This window comes from Streptomyces sp. NPDC127119 (assembly GCF_042677425.1).
Lineage (GTDB): Bacteria > Actinomycetota > Actinomycetes > Streptomycetales > Streptomycetaceae > Streptomyces.
The window spans coordinates 1-8,036 of sequence record NZ_JBHXTO010000242.1 but is presented as its reverse complement, the minus strand read 5'-3'; the positions used below and the strand labels follow the sequence as shown (position 1 = coordinate 8,036).

Here is an 8,036-nt window from a genome sequence, read left to right as displayed (position 1 = left end):
AGTCGGCAGACTCTCCGGCACCGGGCTCCCACCAAGACCCCCGTCCGTGGTGGACGCTCGAGCAGCGCAGCGATCCGGCGGCAGCTAATCCGTCGCGATGGCGTTGAGGACGTTCATCCGTCCCGCCCTGAACGCGGGGACCAGCGCCGCGAACAGCCCCACGAACGCCGAGCCGATGAAGACTCCGATGATCGTCGGCCACGGGATGTCGAGGACCTTCAGGCCCTCCAGGGCCAGGAGCTGCTGGGCGGTGGCGCCCCAGCCCATGCCCAGGCCGAGGCCGAGCAGCGCTCCGAAGAGGGCGATGACGACCGACTCCAGGCGGATCATGCGGCGCAGCTGGCGGCGGGAGAGGCCGATGGCACGCATCAGGCCGATCTCGCGGGTCCGCTCGACGACCGAGAGGGCCAGGGTGTTCACGACCCCGAGGACCGCCACGATGATCGCGAGGGCGAGCAGGCCGTAGACCATGTTGAGGAGCTGGCCGATCTGGTCCTTGAGCTCCTGCTTGTAGTCGGTCTGGTCACGGACCTGGTACTGCGGGTACGCGTCCAGGGACTTCTTCAGGGCCGTGTACGCCGTCTTCTCCTGGCCGTCCTCGGCGGTGGCGAACATCATGTCGTTCGGCGGCATCTTGTCGGCCGGGACGTAACTCTTCAGCGTGCTGATGTTCAGGTAGCGCGAGCCCTTGTCGAGGGCGGTGTCGTCGTCCGTGATCGCCGCGACCTTCAGCTTGGCGCTCCGTCCGCCCTTGAAGGCGACGGTCATCGTGTCGCCGACCTTCACACCGTGCTTCTTGGCGTAGTCGGAGCCGACCGACATGGCGTTCTTGCCGTACGCCGCCGACAGGTCACCGGCGAGCGTCTCGCGGCGCAGGTCACTGGCGTACGTCGGGTCCGCGGCCGTGACGTCGCTGTCCTCGGTCTTTCCGTCGGGCGAGGTGAGCTTCGCCTCGACGATCTTGTAGCTGGTGACGTGCTCCAGGCCGGGTGTGTCCTCGATGGCCTTCTGGGCCTGCGGGACGATCCGCTGGTTGCCCTGGACGATGAAGTCCGTGCCGACCGACTTGTCGAGTTCCTCCGTCGCGGAGGCGACCATCGAGGAGCCGACCACGGAGAGGCAGGCGACCAGCGCGAGGCCGATCATCAGGGCCGCGCCGGTGGCGCCGGTACGGCGGGGGTTGCGCAGGGCGTTGCGTTCGGCGAGGCGTCCGACGGGGCCGAAGCCGCGCAGCAGGACCGCGCTGAGGGCCCGGACCACACCGCCCGCGAGGAGCGGGCCGATGATGACGAACCCGATCAGCGAGAGCACGACGCCGATGCCGAGCATCGACGCGCCGTCGGCGGCCTTGTCGGCGCCGGCCGCCGTGAAGAGGGCGGCGCCGCCGGCTCCGGTGAGGAGCAGGCCGATGATGCCGCGGATCCAGCCGGCCTTGCCGTCGGCCGGCGTACCGGCGTCGCGCAGTGCGGCCATCGGGGAGACCTTGCCCGCGCGGCGGGCCGGCAGGTAGGCGGCGAGGACGGTGACGACGACGCCGAGGACCAGGCCGATGACCGGGGTGGCGGCCTTGACCGTCAGGTCGGCGGTGGAGAGGTTCATGCCCGCCATCGACATGAGTTTCATGAGGCCGACCGCGATGCCGACCCCGGCGGCGACGCCCAGGATCGACCCCACGATGCCGAGGAACAGTGCCTCGATGAGCACGGAACGGTTGACCTGCTTGCGGGAGGAGCCGATGGCCCGCATGAGGCCGATCTCGCGGGTGCGCTGGGCGACCAGCATCGAGAAGGTGTTGATGATGAGGAAGATGCCGACGAGGAAGGCGATTCCGGCGAAGCCGAGCATGGCGTACTTGATGACGTTCATGAACTCGCCGATGCCTTCGCGGCTCTCGTCCGCGTACTCCTTCTGCGTCTGGATCTTGAAGGTTCCGTCGGCCGCGGTGAGCTGCTTCGAGACGTTCTGCTTGAGCTGGGCGTCGGTCACCCCGGCGGCGGCCGTGACGTTGATCTGGGTGAACCGGCCGGTGGAGCCGAGGAGTTCGCGCTGTGCGGTGGGGGTGTCGTAGTAGACGACGGCCGCACCGGGGTTGGTGACCTTGAAGGTGGCGATACCGACGATCTTCGCCTTGAAGTCACCGGTGACGGCTATGGTGCGCAGCTCGTCACCCATCTTGAGGTGGTGCTTGTCCGCGGTGTCGGCGTCGACCATCACCTCGGTGGGGCCGCGCGGGGCGTGCCCGGAGGTGATCTCCATCGAACGCAGGTCGTTCTTCGTCCAGTTGCCCGCGATCGTCGGGGCGCCGGTGCTGGACCCCATGTTCTTGTTGTCGCTGTTGACGACGGTCACGTTCATCGAACTGACCGCGCCCTCGGCGGACTTGACGCCCTGCGCCTTGAGCGTCCGCTCGACGGTCGAGGCGGGCAGCGATTCCGGCTTGCCGTTCTGCGGGGTGTCGTCGGCCTCGGCCGCCTTGGGCGAGACGGTGACGTCGGAGGAGGTCGTCGCGAAGAGCTTGTCGAAGGTGGTGTTCATGGTGTCGGTGAAGACGAGCGTGCCGCACACGAACGCCACCGACAGCAGGACGGCGACCGCCGAGAGGGCCATGCGTCCCTTGTGCGCGAAGAAGTTGCGCATCGAGGTCTTGAAGACGGTCATGACGTGCGCCCCCGGGCGTCGAAGTCCTTCATACGGTCGAGAACGGCGTCGGCGGTCGGCCGGAGCATCTCGTCGACGATCCGGCCGTCGGCCAGGTACAGCACGCGGTCCGCGTAGGAGGCGGCGACCGGGTCGTGCGTCACCATCACGATGGTCTGGCCGAGCTCGTCGACCGAGCGGCGCAGGAAGCCCAGCACCTCGGCGCCGGCGCGGGAGTCGAGGTTTCCGGTGGGCTCGTCGCCGAAGATGATCTCGGGCCGCGCGGCCAGGGCGCGGGCCACGGCGACGCGCTGCTGCTGGCCGCCGGAGAGCTGGTTGGGCCGGTGCTTCAGCCGGGAGGCGAGCCCGACCGTCTCGACGACCTGGGCCAGCCACGCCTTGTCGGGCTTGCGGCCCGCGATGTCCATCGGGAGCGTGATGTTCTCCAGGGCGCTCAGCGTCGGCAGCAGGTTGAACGCCTGGAAGATGAAGCCGATCCGGTCCCGGCGCAGCTGCGTGAGCTTCTTGTCCTTGAGCCCGGTGATCTCGGTCTCGTCCAGGTAGATCTTCCCGGAGGAGACGGTGTCGAGGCCTGCGAGGCAGTGCATCAGGGTGGACTTGCCGGACCCCGAGGGGCCCATGATCGCGGTGAACCGGCCCCGCGCGATGTCCACGTCGACCTGGTCCAGGGCGACGACACGGGTCTCGCCGGACCCGTACGCCTTGACGACCTGCCGTGCCCGCGCGGCAACGGCCGTACGCTCTCCAGTGCCCCCGTGCCTGGGAATGGTTACAGCCGATGTCACGGTATGTCTCCTAAGTCGGTCACCGTCAGGACGGTGACGGTCTGCGGTGTCTTGTGGTGCCTGTGCTCTGCGGTTGTCCGCGTCGAGCCGTTCACGTACGTCGTCAGGCCGTTCACGTATGTCGTCGCGCTGTTCAAGTACGTCGTGCGGTGCGGCGGTGCGGTCACGCCGCCCGGTCACAGCCCTAAGTCTGGTGGCGCTGGGTGGTCCGCCGCGCTGGTGCCCAGCGCAGTCTTCTGCTGGGGAAAACCCCACCCCCGAAGGTGCGGGAGACCGCCCCCGGCACCGCCCTCCGCCCCCCTCAGCGGCATAAAGCCAGGTTAAGGACGGCACCCGTACGGTCTCGTCCTCCGCCGGGACGACCCCTCCCCGAGCCGTCGTACGGAGGTTCCCCTAGGGGGTGTCCACCCGTCGGTGGAGTCCTCCTCGGGGATGCCTCCACCTTCCGGCTCTCCCGGCGTCCGCCCTCCCGCGACGTGAGGCTCAAGTGGGAGAGTGGCCACGGCAGATAGGTGCAAGGGGAAGGAATCCTGTGGGCCAGGGGGACACCGAGATACCGGCGGTCACGGAGGACGGGCCCGCCGCGGCGCGGGCCGGGGCCAGGAACCGACGGGCCGTCGTCGCCTCCCTCATGCTCTGCATGGGGCTGGCCGCGCTCGACTCCACGATCGTGTCGACCGCCGTCCCGCAGATCGTCGGCGACCTCGGCGGCTTCTCCGTCTTCTCGTGGCTGTTCTCCGGCTATCTGCTCGCGGTGACCGTCACCCTGCCCGTCTACGGCAAGCTCTCCGACACCTTCGGCCGCAAGCCGGTCCTGATCGCCGGCTGCGTCCTCTTCCTGCTCGGCTCCCTGCTCTGCGCGCTCGCCTGGAACATGGCCGCGCTGATCGCGTTCCGGATCGTCCAGGGCCTCGGCGGCGGCGCCCTCCAGGGGACGGTCCAGACGCTCGCCGCCGACCTCTACCCGCTCAAGCAGCGCCCGAAGATACAGGCGAAGCTGTCCACGGTGTGGGCCACCTCGGCGATCGCGGGCCCCGCGATCGGCGGGCTGCTCGCCTCGTACGCCGACTGGCGCTGGATCTTCCTCATCAACCTGCCGCTCGGCGCGGTCGCCCTGTGGCTGCTGGTCCGCCACCTCCACGAGCCCGAACGGGCCGCCCCCGCGCGCCGCCCGCGCATCGACTGGGCGGGCGCGCTCACCGTCTTCGCCTGCGGCGGCGTACTCCTGACGGCCCTGGTGCAGGGCGGGGTGGTCTGGCCGTGGCTGTCGGCGCCCTCGATTGCGCTGTTCGGTACGGGACTCGGGCTCATCGGCGCCCTCGTGCTCGTCGAACGCCGGGCCGCCGAACCGATCATCCCCGGCTGGGTGTGGCGGCGGCGCACCATCGCCGCCGTGAACCTCGCGCTCGGCGCGCTGGGCCTGCTCATGGTCGCCCCGACCGTCTTCCTGCCCACGTACGCGCAGTCGGTGCTGGGGCTCACCCCCATCGCCGCCGGATTCGTGCTCTCCGTATGGACGTTGAGCTGGCCGGTGTCGGCGGCCCTCAGCCAGCACGTCTACCGGCGCATCGGCTTCCGCAGCACGGCGATGCTCGGCATCGGCACGGCCACGCTGATCCTGTTCGCCTTCCCGTTCCTGCCCTACCCCGGCGCGGCCTGGCAGCCCGCCGTCCTGATGCTCCTGCTCGGCGGGGCGCTCGGCCTCTTCCAACTGCCCCTGCTCATCGGGGTCCAGTCGACCGTCGACTGGGCGGAACGCGGTACGACCACCGCGTCCGTCCTCTTCTGCCGGCAGACGGGCCAGACGATCGGCGCCGCGCTCTTCGGCGCGGTCGCCAACGGCGTGCTGGCCTCCCGGCTGGGCGGCGCGGGCGACCTGGACTCGGTGACCGCGTCCCTGGAGTCGGGCGCACCGGCCGAACACGTACGCCGGGCGGTCGCGGAGGCGGTCCACGCCGTCTACTTCGGCGCGGCCTGCGCGGCGGCACTCGCCTTCCTGGTCCTGCTGTTCATGGCCCCGCGCCGCTTCCCGGTGCTCAAGACCCCCGGCGACTGAGGGTCGCGCGGCGATCCGGAACCACGGGTCACTTCGGCCGCAAGTGGACACCCTCGAAACGGACGTAAAGAAGTTAACGCGGGTAACACCCCAGGTCAGCGAAGTAAGCGCATACCGACCAATCAGTTTGTCAAAACCCTCGCGTCCCTCGGCTACCTGCGAGTAACGTGCGTCGTCGTTCCACCCCCCGCTCCCTGCGGTCCGTTTCGGGCCCGAGCCACGCAAGGAGAACCGGGATGTCATACGACACGTCCCCGTCGTACCCCGTTCCACCGCACCGTCCGCCGCACCAACCGCCGCACAGCTCCTCGCAGTCCTACTCCACCTACCCCTGGACGCCGCAGCAGCAGCCGGAGCCCGGACCCGCCGGACCGCACCGGCCCCGGCACAGCGCACTCGGACAGCACAGCGACATCCGGGTGCTGCGTTCCGCGTACCGGCTGCAGCGGCGGGTGGCGACCCTGACCGCCCTCGGCTACTTCACCCTGTTCCTCGTCCTGTCCGCGACCGCGCCCTCCCTCATGACGGACGAGGTGACCGACGGCCTGACCGTCGGCCTGCTCCTCGGCCTCATCCAGGTCCCCGTCACCGGCGCCGCGATCGGACTGTACGAGTACACCGCCCGCAGGACCGTCGACCCGATCGCCGAGCGGCTCAGAAAACAGGCCGACCTGGACACCAGGCACACGGAGGCACACCGGTGACCGGCTTCAGCAACTCCGCCCAGGCGATGTCCCTGGTGGCGTTCACCGTCGTGGCCACCATCACCCTGCTGCTCTGCGTGATGACCGGCCCCGACCGGGACGACCTCGACGAGTTCTACACCGGCTACGGCAGCCTCTCCCCCATGCGCAACGGCCTCGCCATCGCCGGTGACTACATCTCCGCCGCCACCGTCCTCGGCACCGGCGGCGTGATCGCGCTCTTCGGCCACGACGGCGTCGTACTCGCCCTGAGCACCGCCCTGTCCCTCATGCTCCTGATGTTCCTGCTGGCCGAACCCCTGCGCAACGCGGGCCGGTTCACCATGGGCGACGCCCTGGCCCGCCGGATGCCGGGCCGGGCCGTACGGATCACCGCGTGCGCGGCGACACTGACCGCGCTGCTCCCGCTGATGCTCGTACAACTGGCCGGCACCGGCGACCTGCTCGCCTTCATCCTCGGCTTCTCCAGCGAGGGCCTGAAGACCGGCTGCATCATCGGCCTCGGCATCCTGATGATCAGCTACGCGGCGATCGGCGGCATGAAGGGCACCGCGCTGATCCAGATCCTGAAGATCGTGATGCTGCTCGGCTCCGGCGCCGTCGTCGCCCTGCTCATCCTCGCCAGGTTCGACTGGAGCCTGGGCGATCTGTTCGACCAGGCCGCCCAGAACAGCGGCGCGGGGTCGGCGTTCCTCAGCTCCGGCCTGCAGTTCTCGGCCGGACCCAACCCACGCCTCGACATGATCAGCGCCCAGCTCACCGTCGTACTCGGCGGCGCCTGCCTGCCGCACATCACCATGCGCATGTACACGGCGGGCAGCGCCCGCCAGGTACGCCGGTCGATGTCCTGGGCGGTACCGGCCGTGGCCCTGTTCGTCCTCGTCATCACGGTCGTCGGCTTCGGCGCGACCGCACTGATCGGCCGCGAGGCCATCGCGGGCGCCGACCCGCAGGGCAACACGGCGTACCTGCTGGGCTCCCGGGCCGCGTTCGGGACGGACGTCTCCACCGCGGAGACGTTCCTCTTCACCACCGTCACCGCCGCGCTCTTCCTGACACTGCTCGCCTCCGTCGCCGGCATGATCCTCGCCTGCGCCAACTCCCTCGCCCACGACGTCTTCGCCCACCGCAAGGAACCGCTCACACCGCGCCGCGAGATGACACTGGCGCGGGCGTCCGCGGCGGCCGTCGGCATCCCGGCGATCGTGCTGGCCACCCTCGTCCAGCACCACAGCCTGCAGCCGCTCGTCACGCTGTCGTTCTGCCTGGGCGCCTCCGCGATCGCGCCCGCGCTGGTCTACAGCCTGTTCTGGCGGCGGTACACCCGGGCCGGGCTGCTGTGCACGCTCATCGGGGGCTCGCTGGGCACGCTGATCCTGATGACCGGTACGAATCTCGTGTCCGGGTCGCCCATCTCGGCGTTCCCCGACCACGACTTCACGTGGTTCCCGTTCACCACGACCGGCATCGTCTCCATCCCACTGGGCTTCGCCCTCGGCTGGCTCGGCACGGTCGCCTCGGGGCGGCGGGCGGGCGAGGAACACCGACGGCAGTACGAGGCGGTGGAGGGCTGGATCCTGGCGGGCGCCGCACGTAAGCAGTGACGTTCCCTGGGGGCCGGGGGGGCTGGGTCGTGAGCAGGCTGCGGGCCGGTGGGGGCGGGCCCAAAGGATTGCGCAGTTCCCCGCGCCCCCAAGAATCCGCGGCCCGGTGGGGGCTGAGCGCGCAGTTCCCCGCGCCCCTCAAAAGCGGGGGCTCCGCCCCCGGCTTTTGCCCCTTGAGGGGCGCGGGGAACTGCGCGGCCAACCCCCACCGGGCCGCACACAACAACGC

The 8,036-nt window shown here is 70.0% G+C and carries 5 protein-coding genes; 3 read left to right on the top strand and 2 right to left on the bottom strand.

What is annotated here, in order from left to right; genetic code table 11:
• Nucleotides 1-84 precede the first annotated feature (84 nt).
• Both ACFVH5_RS42885 and ACFVH5_RS42880 read right to left on the bottom strand, forming a co-directional pair.
• Nucleotides 85-2,658 carry an ABC transporter permease gene (locus tag ACFVH5_RS42885; RefSeq protein ID WP_385839111.1) on the bottom strand — a complete coding sequence of 858 codons (2,574 nt, stop codon included), beginning with the start codon at nt 2,656-2,658 and terminating at the stop codon, nt 85-87.
• Nucleotides 2,655-3,443, bottom strand: coding sequence for an ABC transporter ATP-binding protein (locus ACFVH5_RS42880; RefSeq protein WP_385839109.1), 789 nt, complete (start codon nt 3,441-3,443; stop codon nt 2,655-2,657). The genes ACFVH5_RS42885 and ACFVH5_RS42880 overlap by 4 nt, the downstream gene beginning before the upstream one ends.
• Nucleotides 3,444-3,975: 532 nt before the next feature.
• Between ACFVH5_RS42880 and ACFVH5_RS42875 the strand changes: the two genes are divergently transcribed.
• The 3 genes from ACFVH5_RS42875 to ACFVH5_RS42865 all read left to right on the top strand — a co-directional run bounded on the left by ACFVH5_RS42875 (nt 3,976) and on the right by ACFVH5_RS42865 (nt 7,807).
• Nucleotides 3,976-5,499, top strand: coding sequence for an MFS transporter (locus tag ACFVH5_RS42875; protein WP_385839108.1), 1,524 nt, complete (start codon nt 3,976-3,978; stop codon nt 5,497-5,499).
• A gap of 236 nt (nt 5,500-5,735) precedes the next feature.
• Nucleotides 5,736-6,203: a DUF485 domain-containing protein gene (locus tag ACFVH5_RS42870; RefSeq protein WP_385839107.1), complete on the top strand. Its 468-nt coding sequence runs from the start codon at nt 5,736-5,738 to the stop codon at nt 6,201-6,203.
• Nucleotides 6,204-6,229: 26 nt separating this feature from the next.
• On the top strand, nt 6,230-7,807 hold the full coding sequence (locus ACFVH5_RS42865) for a cation acetate symporter (protein WP_385839112.1): 1,578 nt from the start codon (nt 6,230-6,232) through the stop codon (nt 7,805-7,807).
• Nucleotides 7,808-8,036: the final 229 nt, after the last annotated feature.